Below are 239 nucleotides of genomic sequence, written 5' to 3' on the forward strand. Positions count from 1 at the left end.
GAGACCGAAGCGATCCTGGACTGGGCGATGACATCGCTGGGATCGGCCGCATTGCCGACGGAACCGCTGATCGTCGACCTGTGCACGGGCTCTGGCGCGCTGGCCGTCGCGTTGGCGCATCATTGGCCGATGGGCACCGTGGTCGCCGTAGACGACTCCGACGTGGCCCTGCATTTCGCCAGGCGCAACGCCGACGGCACATCCGTGGAACTCGTCAGCGCCGACGTCTTGGCGCCAGG

General features: G+C 67.8%; 1 protein-coding gene. It reads left to right on the forward strand.

The annotated features are described in order from the left end of the window. Positions 1-239 (forward strand): methyltransferase domain-containing protein (locus tag ACYYG1_RS17855; protein ID WP_461211673.1); only part of this gene is annotated, 239 nt, incomplete at both ends.

Source organism: Desulfocurvus sp. DL1XJH-121 (assembly GCF_054819825.1).